Here is a 14,390-nt window from a genome sequence, read left to right as displayed (position 1 = left end):
GCCTGACGGCGTGTTTCCCGGTAGTGAAATCAGAGGTATTGGTTTCACTGCGGGGTTTCCTCATGTCCGATGGCACCGCCAACTCGCTTCCGCGCGGCAAACCCGCCTTCGACCAGGACCCGCACCGTGTCCGCGAGATCACCGAGCGCAACCTGGAAGCCGCCATCGGGCGCGAGGTGCGAAATTTCCGCCGCCAGCAGGGAATGACTGTCGCGGACCTCGCCAATGTCACCGGCCTGTCCATCGGCATGCTCTCGAAAATCGAGAACGGCAACACCTCGCCCTCGCTGACCACGCTTCAGGTCCTGAGCCACGCCTTTTCCGTCCCCGTCACCGCCTTCTTCCGCAGCTATGAGGAACGCCGCGAGGCGCAGCACGTCCGCGCCGGTGAGCATGTGGAAATCGAACGTCGCGGCACCCGCGCCGGCCACCAGTACAACCTGCTGGGCCACATCGGCTCGAACAACTCGGGCGTGGTGGTCGAGCCCTACATCATCACCCTGACGACCGAGAGCGACACCTTCCCCGCCTTCCAGCACGAGGGGCTGGAGCTGCTCTACATGCTTGAGGGCGAGGTCGACTACCGGCATGGCGACCAGGTTTACCCGCTGAAACCCGGCGACAGCCTGTTCTTCGACGCCGATTCCCCACACGGGCCGGAAACGCTGGTCAAGCTGCCGGCGCGCTACCTGTCGGTGATCGCCTATCCGCAGGGCTGACATGCTGACCACTGAACTTGCTGCCGCAGTCGGTGCCGCCAACCTCCTGACCGGCTCCGACATGGACCGCTATGCGCGTGACTGGATGGGTCGCTACCAGGGGTCTCCCGTGGCCGTTGCCCGTCCCGGATCAACCGCCGAGGTCGCTGACTGCGTCCGAATTGCTGCGCAACATGGCGTCGCCGTCATCCCCATTTCCGGCAACACTGGCCTTGTCGGGGGGACGATGACGCGGGGCGGGATTCTCCTCTCGCTGGAACGCCTGAACCGTATCCGCGAGGTCAAGCGCGACGCCAGGCTGGTGATCGTCGAGGCAGGCGTCATCCTTACCCGTCTGCATGAAGCCGCTGAAAAGGAAGGACTTTACTTCCCGCTCTGGTTCGGCGCCCGGGGGTCGGCGATGCTGGGCGGGGTCCTTGCCACCAACGCGGGCGGGTCGAATGTGCTGCGCTATGGCTCGACCCGCGGCTTGTGCCTGGGGCTGGAGGTGGTGCTGCCCGATGGCCGCGTGCTGAACCTGATGTCCGAACTGCACAAGGACAACTCCGGCTACGATCTGAAAAACCTTTTCATTGGTGCCGAGGGCACCCTGGGCATCATCACCGCCGCCGTGATGAAGCTGGTTCCGGCGCCCAGGGCGCATGCCACCGCAACTGTCGCCGCCCGGTCGCTGACCGATGCGCTCACCCTGCTGAACCGCGTGCAGGAAGCCACTGGAAACCGGGTCGAGGCGTTCGAATTCATGCCCCGCACCTACTCCGAGCGCCTCCGTGAAGCCCGCCCCGACCTTGGCCTGCCGTTCGACCACATCCCCGACGTCACCATCCTGATCGAGGCCGCGACCACTGTCCCTGCAGAGGCCACCCCCGACGCCAATGGCGAGATCCCCCTTGTCACCACGCTGGAAACCATCCTGGCCGAGATGCTGGAGGCAGGCCTTGTCACCGACGCCGTCCTCGCCCGCAACGAACAGCAGCGCCGGGCGATGTGGGCGCGGCGCGAAGCGGCAGCCGAAATCGGGGTCGGGCTGCATCCCGAGGTGGACACCGACGTCTGCCTGCCGCTCGACAAGGTCGAACCCTTCCTGACCCGTGCCATTGCGCGACTGGAAGCCCTCGATCCCGGCGCGCGGACCATCACCGTCGCGCATCTGGGCGACGGCAACCTGCATTTCACCGCCTATCCGACCCGCGATGACAAGGCACTCAAGGACACGGTGCTGGAAGCCATCGAGGATGTGGTCTCTGACCTCGGCGGCAGCTTTTCGGCTGAACACGGGGTTGGCCTGTCGAAACTGCCGTCGATGCGACGCCGCAAGGACCCCGTGGCGCTGGACGTGATGCGGGCCGTCAAACACGCGCTTGACCCGAAGAACTTGATGAACCCCGGCAAGGTCATTCCCGACTGACCTTGCGGCGGCAGAAGCGCCGGGATAGCCAACGGCCCATGTCCGCCATCCGCCTGTGCCTGACCGACCCCGCCTTGCGTGCAGCAGGCCTGATCATGGCATTGCAGGGCGCGGTGGCCTGCGCCTTCGGCCCCTATATCTCGACCCTGGCCGTCAATACCTTCGGCTTTGGCGACCGGGGCTATGCCGTCCTTCTCGCGCTGTCGTCGCTGGTGTCCGTGGCAGCCTCGGTCATCGGCGGCATCCGCGCCGACCAGACCGCGAACCGCCGCAAGGTGACGCTGACCGCCGTCCTGTCGCTTCTCCTCGGCACAGGGTTGATGACCGTCACGCCCGGCCCCTGGTTCTTTGCCCTGACCGTGGCACTTCTGGTTCCGGTCAGCAGCATCACCTTCGGCCAGGTCTTTGCCCTGGCCCGCCTTGCCGCGACCCGCCACCCGGTCGACCAGCGCGACGGCATCATGGCGGTGATCCGCGCCCTTTTCGCCGCGCCCTTCGTCGTCGTCTTGCCGCTCTGGTCCCTGGCCTTCGCCGCCGGGGCCAGGATCACGATGATCTTTCCGGTCGGCATGGCCCTTACCGCGCTGATGCTGCTGGCCGTCCTCCGCCTCTGGCCCGCCGACAGGTCGGTGCCTTGGGACGACCGCCCCAGCGGCCTCAGTTTCCGCGCCGCCCTGGCCGAGATCGGCCGCCCCCGCATCGCCGCCAGGGTCTTTGCCCTGGGCGCGGTCTTCAGCGCCTCGACCGTGTACATGGCGATCATCTCGCTGATCATGGTGCCTGCGGTCGGACGAGGGACGGCGGATGTGGCGCTGTACGTCGGCCTTGTAGCCGGGCTGGAGGTGCCGTTCATGCTGCTGATCCCCAGCCTCACGCGCGGCATCCCCCGCACCCGCCTGATCTTCGCCGGGGCGGCGCTTTACAGCCTGCATGTCGCCCTGTTGCCGGTCCTTGCGGGCTCACCCTTCGTCTGGCTTCTGGTCCTGCCCGGCGCAATCGGGGGCGCCGTGACCCTGACCGTCCCCATTGCCTATCTGCAGGACCTGCTGGCCGACCGGCCCGGGGCCGGGGCCTCGCTCATGGCGGTGCAACGGCTGGCCGGGGACGTGACCGCCGCGACCTGCTTTGCCCTGGGCACAACTCTGGCAGGCTATGGAGCCGTCGCGCTTCTGGGGGTGGCCGCTTCGCTGATCGGCGCCACCGCGCTTTGGGTCGCCGACCGCCGCTAGGGTTTCGCTGCGCAGAAACCCTACGGCAATGCTGCGGCAATGCTGCGCAGCAAGTGAACCAGATCAATCACTTGCAAGGATCACTCCGCCGCCCTTGTCCGCACTTCAAGCTGCAGGATCGCAGGCCCCGGCCCGCCGACCGCGCTCTCATCCGTCAAGGCCACCGCGCCCCGTGTCGTGATGCCGAACCCGGCTTCTGCCAGCGCGTCACCAAAGGCCGAGCCGCCCACCGCCCGCGTCCGGTCCAGCGCGTCCTGCGCCAGATAGCTCAGATCCTCGACCGGGCTTTGCGGACGCGCGGGGGTGACCACGACCAGCATCCGCTCTTGCCCCAGCACATCGGCAGAAATCTTGAACAGCCCTTTCTTCAACTCGTCCCCCGGCTGCAACCGGCCCGAGAACCAGTGGCTGATCGACCAGTCCGCGCCGATGTACAACACGTTCACGTCCACCGGCCCGTCGCCGGTGTTGCGGGCCAGCACATGCACCTCGTCATCCGGCAACAGCACTGGCACCGGCGCAAAGGGGAGCGGGCGCAAGGTGCGATCCTCGGGCGTGCGCGTCAGCAACTCGACCCTTACATCCGGGTTCGAGGCCCCCACCGCCCCCGCCAGCTTCAGCAGGTTCTGCGCCCGCGCCATCGTGACCAGCGTATCGGCCAGCACCGCCGCCAGTTCCGCCCCGTCCTTGTCTCCGGTCGAAACCGAGGGGGTCGTCGCCAGATCCTCCGCCAGCCCGGTCGCGGGCAGCACCCAGACGGCATCCTGCCTTGGGCTGTCGGGCAACACGGCAAGGCGAAGGTCAGCGTCCTGGTCTGCCGCCACGAAACTCAGCCGAGGACCGGCAGCCACCCGCAATGCCTCCAGCGCCGCCAGCACGGCATCCGCAGGGGCCGAGCCTGCGGGTGGCAGCGCCACCGTCAGGGTAAAGTCCAAGGCTTCATCCAGCTTGCGCAGCGTGACGCCCCTGGGCAGGTCGGCGGGCAGGACCTTCCCATCCTTTTCCACCCCAACCGCAACCGAGGCAAAGGTCTCCACCGACGTCAATTCCACAAACCCCAGCGCGTCCGCATCCGCATCCGCCGCGCTGCCCATCACTGCCAGCACGGCGCCCTCGGACAACCCATGCAAGACCCCCGCCGGGATGGTAAAGCCCGCGTCGGAAACCTCCGCCTGCCATTGCGAGACCCGTGCCCCGCCCGCACCGCCAAAGACCACCTGATCCAGATCGCCCTCGAACAGCGGCGTCGATTTCGCCAGGTTCTTCACCGCATAGCGCCGCAGCACCTCTTGCCCGACCTGCCCATAGGTCGCGTTCGGATACTCTGCCAGCACCTCCATCAGCGTCCAGGTGAACACCCCCTGCGGCTTCCGCCCCGGCTTGCCCTTGGGCAGGTTCTTTTCCGGTGTCACCTCGTTGGTCTGCGCCGCGAAGAAGGCGACGAACGACCCCTCACCCGTGCCCGCATCAAACGGAGCCTCGGTGGCCCGCGGCTCGACCGAGCGCGTGACCTCAACCCCATCCATGTCAATCCCCAGCGCCTCGGGCGGCAGTTGGCGGACCCTGACCTCATCCCCGGCTTCGACCGCCCGCGTCGCTGTCCCCGAATGACACGAATCAAACACCGCCCAGACATGCGCGCCCCTGGCCCGCAGCCCGTCGATCAGCGCCCCGATCTCGTCATCGACCAGCGCGTTCTCCACCGCGCCCACCTGATCCGACCACGGCCCGATGTCCACCGGCAGGAACAACTCGTCCAACCCGTCCAGTTCCGTCGCGGGGTCCAGCGCCGGGGCCTGCGTCCCGTGGCCCGAGAAATGCAGGTAGACGAAATCCCCCGGCTGCACCTCTGCCGTCAATTCCGCAAACGCCCCCCGGATCGCCGCCAGCGTCGGGGCCTCGGCCCCCGCTACGCCGTCCGACAGCACCGTCACGTTCTCGACGGCAAAGCGCACGGGCGCCTCGCTGGTCAGATAGGTCGCGACCAGTTGCACGTCATTCGCCGGCCCCTTAAGCCACCAGCGTTCCTCCAGCGCCGGATACTGGTTCGCCCCGATCAGCAGCGCATGGTTCTCGCGCGCCAGGGCGGGCAGGGCGGTCAGGCACAGGGCAATGATGAAAAAGGTTTTCATCAGTTCGTCATCAACGCATAGTCCGCCGCCGCCGGACCCTTGTTTTCCACTTTCAGCGTGAAACTCCCAGCGCTGGCCGGGGTCCAGCCGCAATAGGCGATATGGCTGATGTCGGTGTCCGAACAGACCAGCCGCCCCCTGTCGTCATAGATCGCAAGGTTCAGGTTCGTGGCCGCCTTCGCCTCAACATACACCTCGGCATATTCCCCACCCCGGAACTCGATCGGCGGATAGGTGTCGCCTTTCCCGTTCCCCAAAGACCCGATGTTGTAGACCGGCCCCGAGGCGACGCCCTTCGACATCTCGACCGAGGCATCCTCGATCAGCCCCAGCACCACCTCATCCCCCGCCGCCAAAGCGGTGGCCTGGGCCAGCATCTCCTCCCAGCCAAGCGGCGCGCCCTGTCCGGCCACCCCGTCCACCGCCACCCGATCACCCGGAACCAAGCCCAGACCCTTGCGCAGCTTTGCCGCCGACAGGACCAGAATCGGATCACCCGCGTCCATCCCCGCCGCATAAAGCCGCGCGGACACTTCGGCGATCTTCACCGGCGACGGCCCCTCGGCCCAGGCGGGCAGGGACACGGTCACAAGACAGGCAGCAAGGAATTGGCGCATGGGAATACTCGTCCGGCTTTTGTTGCACCGACCATGCGGCCCCACTTCGCCCCTGTAAATGCAGGAATTCCAGATGACAGCCTTTGTCACGGGACCCGCCGCACCCGCCCCGCTAGCAACGGCGCATCGAGGCAGATCAAGGGTTTCCCCAATGCAGGCAAAGTCGGAAAAGCGGCAAAGACCGCTGAAATTCATCGAGGCGCTGGCCGCGCTTGTGGTCCTGGCGCTGGTCGCGCTCCTCAGCCCGGCCAGCGCCTCGCCGCTTGATGCCGCGATGGACAAGGTCTTCACCGTCCGCTCCGCCGATGCCCAGGACCGTTTCCTCGGTTCGGCCTTCGTCTGGACCGACGGCACCGTCGCCGTGACCAACGCCCATGTCGTCGGCACCGCCGACGAAGTTCGCCTGATCGACCGTCACGGCACCGACCTGACCGCCCTTGTCATCGCCCGCGACCCCGTCCGCGACGTGGCCGTGATCTCGCTGCCGATGGACGCCCCAGGCCTGCCCCTCGCCCCGACCGCTCCGCATCTGGGCGACGAGGTCTTCGCCCTTGGCGCGCCCCTGGGGATCGAGTTCACCCTGACCGAGGGTCGCATTTCCACCCTCGCGCGCCAGACCGACATCGCCGTCCCGATGCTGATGCTGCAGCACGACGCCGCCGTGAACCCCGGCTCTTCGGGAGGGCCGCTGGTCGATGCCGAAGGCCGCCTTCTGGGCATGAACTCCCGCATCGCCGACGGCAGCCGGATGTTCGTCGGCATCGCCTATGCCATCCCCTCGGCGGAACTGACGCGCATCGTCACCGGGCTGATCGACGAAACCCTGCTCCCGTTCCCGACCCTAGGCCTGACCGTCCGCCCGGTCGACCGCCAGATCGCAAGGACGCTGGGCGTCCAGCCCGGTGGTCTTCTGATCGACGCCATCGCCCCCGGCAGCCTGGCCGAAGCAGCTGGCCTGCATGCGGGCGACATCCTTGCCACCACCGACGGCACGCCCCTCACCAATCCCGGCGACTTCGCCTTTGCCATCGAGGCCGCCAGCACCGTGGGTCAGGCGACGCTCACCGTCATCCGCGCCGGGCAGTCCCAGACCCTGACCCTCACGCTGACCCAAGCCGAACCCACCGGCCTGCGCACCCGCGAGGTCGCCCGCGCCCCGGCCACGGTTCCCGCCTACACCTTCGCCGCGTTGGGCGTGACCCTTGACCCCCAAGGCACCATCACCGCATTGACCGACAACTCCCCCGCCCTCCTTGCCGGGCTGGCCAAGGGCGACCGCATCCTGGCGATCAACGGCAGCCCGCAGGACCTTGCCACTTACGAACTAACCGCCGCTGCCCTCCTTCTGCTCGAAGCCCCCGGCGGCACGACCCGCCACATCCGGCTTGACCCCTGGCATGCGCCCGAGGGCGTCCGGCCCATTGGCGGGGCGAATGTGCTTGACCCCGACGTGGTCGTGTTTTGAATGACGTCGAAGCGAGGTTTGGCATGGACCGCATCCTGATCATCGAGGACGACCCCGAAACCGCCGCCGCCGTCCGCGCCGAGGCCGAGGCCCTGGGCTGCGCCACCGACCACCGCGACACCCTCGCCGCAGGCATCGAAGCCGCCACCGGCGACAGCTACAAGGTTATCGTCCTCGACCGCATGCTTCCCGGCGGCGACGGGGTGGACGCGATGGCCCGCATCCGCGCTGGCGGCTCTACCGCGCTGATCCTGATCCTTTCCGCCCTCGGTCGCGCCGCCAACCGCGTCGAAGGCCTGGAAAGGGGCGCAGACGACTATCTCCCGAAACCCTTCGAGCCCGAGGAACTTCGCGCCCGCCTCCGCGCCCTTCTGCGCCGGGGCACGATCCAGGTTCTCGACAATGACCTTCTCGCCTTCGGCGACCTTGAAATCCGCCTCAAGGCCCGCACTGTCCACGTGCGTCGCGCCCATGTCCCGACCAGCCCCAAGGAATTCGAACTCCTCACCTTTTTCGCCCGCAACGCCGGCCAGGTCGTGACCCGGATGCAGCTTCTGGAAAACGTCTGGAACCTGCACTTCGACCCCGGCACCAATGTCGTCGATGTCCACGTCGGCCGCCTGCGCCGCAAGCTGGAAGAGGCCGGGGCGACCGCGATCCAGACCGCTCGGGGCGAGGGCTATATCTTCGCGCCCCTCCCGGCGTCCGCGTGACGACAGCAAGGCCCATCGCCGCCCGCGCAACCCTGCGCCTTGCAGCGGCAATGGCGCTGGCCGTGGCCATCCTCTCCCTGTCCGCGATGGTTCTGCAGTACCGCCTGGTCGAATCCCGCCTGATGTCCGCCCAGCAGGACCTGCTGGCCGCCGACCTCAACGGCCTCGCCGCACTTTACGACCAACGCCGCATCATCGCGCTGCGGCAAGCGATCGACTACCGCGCCACCGCCGCGACGGGCGAGGAGATGCTGCTTCTTCTGGACCGGAACGGCGCGACGCTTGCCGGAACCCGCCCCGAGTGGCCCGCCAACCTCGCCCCCGCTGGCGAAGGCTTCACCAGCGAAAACCCCACAACCTTCACCGAAGGTGGCACGCGCTGGCTCGCCGTCGCCCGCACCCTGCCAGGCGGCTTCCCGCTCCTCGTCGCCCGCAGCCTGCAGCCGGTGGACGACACGCTCGCGGCCTTGCGACGTGGCATGTTCGCCCTTCTCGGCGCCCTTCTCGTCGCAGGCGCGCTTGTCGGCTGGCTTGCCGCCCGCAGCGTGATGACCAGGATCAACCGCATCAACACCCTCGCCGACCGCGTGGCCGAAGGCCAACTCGACGCCCGTCTCCCCGGCATCCGCACCGCCGACGAATTTGGCCTTCTGGAAACCCATGTCCACGCCATGCTCGACCGGATCGAGAACCTCAACCGCGCCACGCACCGGCTGTCGGACACCATCGCCCACGAACTGCGCACCCCCCTCAACCGGATGCTCCAGAAGCTGAGCCGCATAGAAGGCCAGGACGATCTCACCGCCGACCTGAAATCCGAAATGCGCCAGGCGATCCGCATGTTCGACAGCCTATTGGACATCAGCCGCGCCGAAGCGGATGCAGGCACCGGCGGCGGCCTTGTCCCCGTCGATCTCTCCGCCGTCGCGACCGAGGTCTGGGACCTCTACGACCCTCTCGCCGAGGACAAGGGCCTGCTGACCAAGGCACAAATCACCCCCGACCTGCACATCCTCGGCGACCGCAACCTCATCGCGCAGGTCCTGTCGAACCTCCTGGACAACGCCATCAAGTATTGCGCCCCCGGTGACCGCCTGACCCTTGACCTTGCCCCAGACGCCGACCGCATCCTGATGCGCGTCGCCGACACCGGCCCCGGCCTGCCCGACGATCTCAAACCCGAGGCCTTCGACCGCTTCACCCGCGCCGAGCGTGACCGTTCTACCCCCGGCCACGGCCTCGGCCTCGCCCTCGTCCGCGCCATCGCGGCCCGCCATGGCGCGCGCCTCACGCTTCCGCCCACGACCAGGGGTTTCACGCTTGAAATCCGCTGGCCCAGGTTGCAGCAATCGGACTGACCCGAACCACGGACCCCAGATGCGCCGCGCCCTCCTTCCCCTGCTCCTGCTCCTCGGCTGCGCCCCCTGGAACCAGCCGCAGAACCAGCCCCTGCAGGGCGAAAACGCGCCCCTCTCCGACCCGGCCCCCGGCGATGGCGAGCTTTACATCGGCCTCGCCTTTTCCGGCGGCGGGATGCGCGCCACGGCTTTCGCCTACGGGATGCTGCAGGAACTCCAGGCTGCGCAGACCGGCACTCCGTACGGGCTTCTCGACAACGTCCACCTCGTCTCCGGCGTCTCGGGCGGGTCGGTCATGGCCGCGCAGCTTGGCCTCAAGGGCCCCGAAGGCATCACGGGGCTCCGCGAGAAATTCCTGATCACCAACGCCGAAACCCATATGACCACCTCGGGTCTGAACCCGCTGACCATCGCCAAGGGCGTGGCCGGCGGCGTCAACGGCCGCGATACCTTCGGCCGCTATCTTGACGAGACCCTGTTCCACGGCGCCACCTTCGCCGACCTGCGCCGATCCCACATCAAGACCTGGATCAACGCCACCGACATGGCGAACAACACGCCGTTCCTGTTTTCCCCGGAGACCTTCGACGCCCTCTGTTCCGACCTCTCGCGCGTCAAGCTGTCCGAAGCCGTCGCCGCCTCCGCCGCCTTCCCCCTCGTCTTCACCCCCATCGTGCTCAAGGCCCACCAGGGCAAATGCACCTACCGCGAACCCGACTGGCTGACGGCGGCCCGCTACAACCCCGAAGCCACCGCCGCCATGCGCGCCCATGCCCGCGCCCTGGAAAGCTACACCAACCCCGAGGAGGTCAAGTTCGTCAAACTCCTCGACGGCGGCATCACCGACAACTTCGGCACCACGGGCCTTGCCGTCGAACGCGCCCGCGCCCAGGTCCCCTACGCGCCCCTGACTGCTCAGGAAGCCGTCAAGCTGAAACGGATGCTGTTCCTCGTCGCCAATGCCGGCGTCGACAAGGACTACGACTGGACCCGTCGCGTCGAAGGCCCCGGAGGCGTCAACCTTGCCATGTCCATCGCCACATCCGCCATGTCCGCCGCCTCGCGCTCCGGCTACGATTCCATGCGCGGGGAATTGCGCCTGTGGGAAGCCGAACTCATCGAATGGCGCTGCGCCCTGCCGCTGGCAGAGGTCCGCAGACTGCGCGGCAGCACGCAGGGCTGGGACTGCAAGGATGTGAAGCTTTTCGTCGGCGAGGCCAGTTTCGCCTCGCTGCCAAAGGCGACGCGCGACCAGCTTGACGCCGTCCCGACCCGCCTCAAACTCCCGACCTCTCAAGTCGACATGGTCATTGAAGCCGGCCGCCAGGCCACCCGCGCGACGCCCGAATTCAACGGCTTTCTCGCCTCGCTCGGCGCCAACCCGATCGAAACCCGCATCCAGACCGGCATCGCCGCCGGAGGTCGCCGCGTGACGCCCCTCAACTGACCGGACCCCCTGGTCCTGCCCCTGAACCGCGCCACTCCACTCGCAGGCGCCACCGCCGCACCGCCTGAACACCCCCCCTCCTTTCACGTTTGCCCAAATATCCCCGCCGGAGGCAAAACCCGAGCCGCTTTGCGTCCTTCACGCAAAGCGGCGAGACAAAAGGCTTGCGCGTCAGCGCTCAATTCGAAAGCCGCCGCTGGGCATGACAAATCACGTCACCCGCGAAGCACCCCTTGTGAGATGCCGCACCCAAGGTAATCTGCCGGCATCATGCGCACGGTCCTCTTCTCACTTGCGATTTCCATGGCGACCCTGGCGCCGGCCCATGCCGAGATCCGGGCGGTCATCGTCGGTGTCTCCGACTACCTCACCCTCGACGCCGACCTGAACGGCCCGTCGAACGACGCCCGCCTGATGGCCGAGACGCTGATCGCCCGTGGCGTCAACGCCGCGCAGATCACCGTCCTGGCCTCCGATCCCACCGGCCTGCCCACGGGCACCCAGACCGGCCAGCCGACCCGCAGCGCAATCCTCGATGCCCTGAAGGCCACCGCCCGGGCCTCCGCCAAAGGCGACACCGTGGTCTTCTTCTTCTCCGGCCACGGCGCGCAGGCCCCCGACCTGTCCGGCGACGAAGGCGGCGGCTACGATGAACTCCTCCTGCCCGCCGACGCCGCAGGCTGGAAGGGCGCGATCGGTGCTGTCGAAAACGCCATCCTCGACGACGAACTGCAGTCCTGGGCGCAGGCAACCCTGTCAAAGGGCGTGCAGGTGATCGGCCTGATCGACGCCTGCCACTCCGCCACCGGCTTTCGGGCCGTGGCAGGGCAGGGGGTGCCCAAGGTCATCGACGAAGGCCTGCTTGGCATCCCCGACGACGTCACCCCGATCGCGGGCACCCCCGGCGCGCCGTTAAGCGGGGATTTCGTCTTCCTCTACTCCTCGCAGTCCGACCAGCGGTCTTTCGAGTATCCGATGGCCGACGGCACCTGGCACGGCGAATTCACCCTGCGGCTTGCACAAACCCTGCGCGACGCCCCCGACGCCAGCTGGGCGCAACTCCTTGCCGCCACCACCGAGGCGATGGTGCAAGGCCCCGCCCGCCAGATGCCCGACGGCGAAGGCCCGCTCCTGACCGCCGCCGTCTTCGGCACCGCCAGCGCGACCGACCGCTTCCCGGTGAAGGACGGCACCCTTGATGCGGGCCTTCTGCACGGCCTCGCCGGCGGTGCCGAACTCGCCCTTTACGCCGCCCCCAGCGGCGGCGATCCCCTCGCACACCTGACCCTTGCCCATGTCACCGCCCGCACCGCCAGCTTTTCCGCGCCGCCCCCTGCCACCGCCCTCTGGGCCGAATTGGTCGCCAGTCCGCCGCCCGCGCCCCTTGTCCTTGCCGCCCCGGTCCGCGCCCACTCCGACGACGGGCAGGACTACACCGCCTGGACCGTTACCCTTCCCGAGCCCGGCCAGAACCCCGGCCAGAACCCCGGCCTGAACCCCGACCTGATCCCGATCCTGACCGAGGGCACCGTCGCCCTCGCAAGCGCGGACGGCGTCCTTGACCCCGAAGGTCCCGGCTCGACCCCCCGCATCCGCCTGGAACCTGGCGAGACCGAGGCGGATGCCGTGGCCCGCACCTTGGAGCAAGCCGCCCACGGCCTCCGACTTCGCGCCGTCCTCGCCGGGGCTACGGGTCGCAGCCTTACCGGCAAAGCCCCGCTGAGCATGTCCATCGACCGCCGCGCCGCAACCGGCGCCTGCGACAAGGTCGCGGAGGCCACCCCCTTCGACCCGGCGCAAGCCGTCGCCCCCTGCGACCAGCTCTGGCTTACGCTCACCAACACCGGCGGAGCCGCCCAGGACGTCTCGGTCCTCTACTTCACCGCCGATTTCCGGGTCCAGCCGATCTGGCCCGCGCAGAACCTGTCCAATCGCCTCGCCCCCGGCGAAAGCGCCCGCGTCGGACTGCAGATCGAACCCGGCAGCAGCGCCGGGCTGGAAGAGATCTGGGTCCTCGCCGTCCCCGCAAGCCCAGACGCGCCCCGCGTCGACCTCACCCGGCTGGCCAGCACCGACACCACCCGCGCCACGCCGCCCGATCCGATGACCGCCTGGCTGGAAACCCGCCTCGACCCCGACGCCACCAGCCGGGGCTTCACCCTGAAACCCGCGCCACTGACGATGCTGCGCCAGGTGGTGCGCCTGACCCCCGGGGACACCGCCCCCGCCACGATGGAGAACTGAATGTCGTCCCGGTTCCTTCCCGCCGCCCTTGCCCTCCTTCTCGCCGCCCCCGCGCTGGCCGAGGAGGCGCAATTCGCCCCCCCCGACCCGGTCACCGCCTCTCCCTTCGCCTATGCCAAATCAGGGGCCAAGGCTGAACGCGGCAAGACGGCAGAACAGTCTGGTGCCAAGGTCATCGGCGGCGAGGTTGCCGCGCAAGGTGCCTGGCCCTGGCAGGTCGCCCTGCTGATCGGCGGCGCGCCTGTCGGGACCGAGTCCCAATTCTGCGGCGGCTCGATGGTGCTGGACCGCTGGGTCCTGACCGCCGCCCACTGCATCCACATGCCGAAGGACGACGGCAGCTTCGCCGACCTCGCCCCGTCCGAGGTCTCGGTCCTCGTCGGCACCAACACCCTTGTGCCCGGCTCCGGCGACCTGATCCCCGCCGAAGCGATCTTCCGCCACCCGTCCTACTCCGGCACCCAGTTCGACTTCGACATCGCGCTGATCAAGCTTTCCCGCGCGCCGCAGGTGCCCTACCAGACAGTCGAGGTCCCCGACGCCGAATACGGTGACCTTCTGAACAAGCAGGGCGTCACCACCATCGTCACCGGCTGGGGTCTGCAAGAGGGCGCACAACCCTCGCCCGAACTGCGCCAGGCCCAGATCCAGGTCCTCGACCGAGAGCTGTGCAACACCGCCATGCTGGAAGCCCGCGCCCAGGATGCCGCAGGCGGCTTCGGCTACGCCGTCCAGACACTCGGCCTTGCGGAAACCGACGCCTACGCGATCTGGGATGACCTTATCGCCCGCGCCCCGAAGCCGGTCAGCGAAAACATGATCTGCTCCGGCACCTTCGAGGGCGGCAAGACCTCCTGCAACGGCGACAGCGGCGGTCCGCTGGTCGTGCCCGTGGACGGAGGCGGCTACATCCAGGCCGGCATCGTCAGCTGGGGATTGTCGGCCACGACAGGCCGCGGCTGCGAGGAAACCGCGCTCTTCTCCGCCTACACCGACATCTCGAAATTCGTCCCCTGGCTGAACCAGACCATCGCGGCGAACCCGTAGGCACAACGCCA

The 14,390-nt window shown here is 68.1% G+C and carries 11 protein-coding genes; 9 read left to right on the top strand and 2 right to left on the bottom strand.

Features of this window, described 5'->3' with window-relative positions:
• The first annotated feature begins 62 nt into the window (after positions 1-62).
• Genes Q8M85_RS11640 through Q8M85_RS11630 form a run of 3 tightly spaced genes read left to right on the top strand, consistent with a single transcriptional unit; the run spans position 63 to position 3,356 of the window.
• Complete coding sequence (locus Q8M85_RS11640; protein WP_305544524.1) at positions 63-719, top strand: cupin domain-containing protein; 657 nt, start codon at positions 63-65, stop codon at positions 717-719.
• Between the two features lies 1 nt (position 720).
• Positions 721-2,127: an FAD-binding oxidoreductase gene (locus tag Q8M85_RS11635; RefSeq protein ID WP_305544522.1), complete on the top strand. Its 1,407-nt coding sequence runs from the start codon at positions 721-723 to the stop codon at positions 2,125-2,127.
• A 38-nt stretch (positions 2,128-2,165) separates the two neighbouring features.
• On the top strand, positions 2,166-3,356 hold the full coding sequence (locus Q8M85_RS11630; protein WP_305544519.1) for an MFS transporter: 1,191 nt from the start codon (positions 2,166-2,168) through the stop codon (positions 3,354-3,356).
• An 80-nt stretch (positions 3,357-3,436) separates the two neighbouring features.
• Here Q8M85_RS11630 and Q8M85_RS11625 read toward each other — a convergent pair whose 3' ends face one another.
• Together Q8M85_RS11625 and Q8M85_RS11620 are read right to left on the bottom strand one after the other, a co-directional pair.
• A complete protein-coding gene (locus Q8M85_RS11625) occupies positions 3,437-5,488 on the bottom strand; it encodes a caspase family protein (protein WP_305544517.1) in 2,052 nt (683 codons plus the stop codon).
• Positions 5,488-6,105 carry a hypothetical protein gene (locus Q8M85_RS11620; RefSeq protein ID WP_305544515.1) on the bottom strand — a complete coding sequence of 206 codons (618 nt, stop codon included), beginning with the start codon at positions 6,103-6,105 and terminating at the stop codon, positions 5,488-5,490. The genes Q8M85_RS11625 and Q8M85_RS11620 overlap by 1 nt, the downstream gene beginning before the upstream one ends.
• A gap of 151 nt (positions 6,106-6,256) precedes the next feature.
• Between Q8M85_RS11620 and Q8M85_RS11615 the strand changes: the two genes are divergently transcribed.
• From Q8M85_RS11615 to Q8M85_RS11590, 6 genes are all read left to right on the top strand, one after another.
• The gene (locus Q8M85_RS11615) at positions 6,257-7,570 is read left to right on the top strand and encodes a S1C family serine protease (protein ID WP_305544514.1); all 1,314 of its coding nucleotides are present in this window, start codon (positions 6,257-6,259) and stop codon (positions 7,568-7,570) included.
• Positions 7,571-7,593: 23 nt separating this feature from the next.
• Positions 7,594-8,283 (top strand): response regulator transcription factor, encoded by a 690-nt coding sequence (locus Q8M85_RS11610; protein WP_305544511.1) that lies wholly within the window; start codon positions 7,594-7,596, stop codon positions 8,281-8,283.
• Positions 8,280-9,641, top strand: a complete 1,362-nt coding sequence (locus tag Q8M85_RS11605) for a HAMP domain-containing sensor histidine kinase (protein WP_305544509.1) — start codon at positions 8,280-8,282, stop codon at positions 9,639-9,641. Before Q8M85_RS11610 ends, Q8M85_RS11605 begins: the two co-directional genes overlap by 4 nt.
• Positions 9,642-9,660: 19 nt before the next feature.
• The gene (locus Q8M85_RS11600; protein ID WP_305544506.1) at positions 9,661-11,088 is read left to right on the top strand and encodes a patatin-like phospholipase family protein; all 1,428 of its coding nucleotides are present in this window, start codon (positions 9,661-9,663) and stop codon (positions 11,086-11,088) included.
• A gap of 270 nt (positions 11,089-11,358) precedes the next feature.
• Positions 11,359-13,332, top strand: a complete 1,974-nt coding sequence (locus Q8M85_RS11595; RefSeq protein ID WP_305544504.1) for a caspase family protein — start codon at positions 11,359-11,361, stop codon at positions 13,330-13,332.
• Positions 13,333-14,379 carry a serine protease gene (locus tag Q8M85_RS11590; RefSeq protein WP_305544501.1) on the top strand — a complete coding sequence of 349 codons (1,047 nt, stop codon included), beginning with the start codon at positions 13,333-13,335 and terminating at the stop codon, positions 14,377-14,379. It abuts the gene before it with no gap.
• Positions 14,380-14,390 lie beyond the last annotated feature (11 nt).

Origin of the sequence: Tabrizicola sp. (assembly GCF_030694085.1) — a bacterium.
Taxonomy (GTDB): domain Bacteria; phylum Pseudomonadota; class Alphaproteobacteria; order Rhodobacterales; family Rhodobacteraceae; genus Tabrizicola.
Note: the sequence above shows the minus strand (reverse complement) of the source record. Positions and strands in the feature narration are given on the sequence as shown.

Bases quoted from the DNA above. Each gene is read 5' to 3' on its own strand.
- Q8M85_RS11640 (WP_305544524.1), top strand. From the start codon at position 63: ATGTCCGATGGCACCGCCAACTCGCTTCCGCGCGGCAAACCCGCCTTC.
- Q8M85_RS11635 (WP_305544522.1), top strand. From the start codon at position 721: ATGCTGACCACTGAACTTGCTGCCGCAGTCGGTGCCGCCAACCTCCTG.
- Q8M85_RS11630 (WP_305544519.1), top strand. From the start codon at position 2,166: ATGTCCGCCATCCGCCTGTGCCTGACCGACCCCGCCTTGCGTGCAGCA.
- Q8M85_RS11625 (WP_305544517.1), bottom strand. From the start codon at position 5,488: ATGAAAACCTTTTTCATCATTGCCCTGTGCCTGACCGCCCTGCCCGCC.
- Q8M85_RS11620 (WP_305544515.1), bottom strand. From the start codon at position 6,105: ATGCGCCAATTCCTTGCTGCCTGTCTTGTGACCGTGTCCCTGCCCGCC.
- Q8M85_RS11615 (WP_305544514.1), top strand. From the start codon at position 6,257: ATGCAGGCAAAGTCGGAAAAGCGGCAAAGACCGCTGAAATTCATCGAG.
- Q8M85_RS11610 (WP_305544511.1), top strand. From the start codon at position 7,594: ATGGACCGCATCCTGATCATCGAGGACGACCCCGAAACCGCCGCCGCC.
- Q8M85_RS11600 (WP_305544506.1), top strand. From the start codon at position 9,661: ATGCGCCGCGCCCTCCTTCCCCTGCTCCTGCTCCTCGGCTGCGCCCCC.
- Q8M85_RS11595 (WP_305544504.1), top strand. From the start codon at position 11,359: ATGCGCACGGTCCTCTTCTCACTTGCGATTTCCATGGCGACCCTGGCG.
- Q8M85_RS11590 (WP_305544501.1), top strand. From the start codon at position 13,333: ATGTCGTCCCGGTTCCTTCCCGCCGCCCTTGCCCTCCTTCTCGCCGCC.